Consider the following 301-nt stretch of genomic DNA (forward strand, 5'->3'; position numbering starts at 1 on the left):
GTTGTTTCCTCTCAAACTTCGTGAATTTTTCGGTATTGAGGATTTCTTGGAGTGCAGTTTTTGCCATTTTGTGATACTCTTCAATAAACTTCAGAATAACACTATCGCCTTGAAGTTGAATTGAGTATGCCTTGACGATGGTTTCATTCTTGGAAGAGCTGTTTTGCATTCTTTACAACCTCTTTATACTTGTGAGAACGCCTTCCGTACAACTTGCCAGCAAAGTGCGAGATTATTGTTATCAAGTCCTCAATGAGTTCTTCTCTCGGCTCTTTTTGAAGTTCTCCATTGATTACTATTA

1 pseudogene is annotated in these 301 nt (G+C 37.9%); it reads right to left on the reverse strand.

The features are described 5' to 3' along the window. Window positions 1–143 precede the first annotated feature (143 nt). Window positions 144–301: pseudogene (locus tag E3E24_RS13110) on the reverse strand (IS607 family transposase); the annotation flags it as partial.

It is taken from the genome of Thermococcus sp. LS2, from assembly GCF_012027375.1.
Classification (GTDB): Archaea; Methanobacteriota_B; Thermococci; order Thermococcales; family Thermococcaceae; genus Thermococcus_B.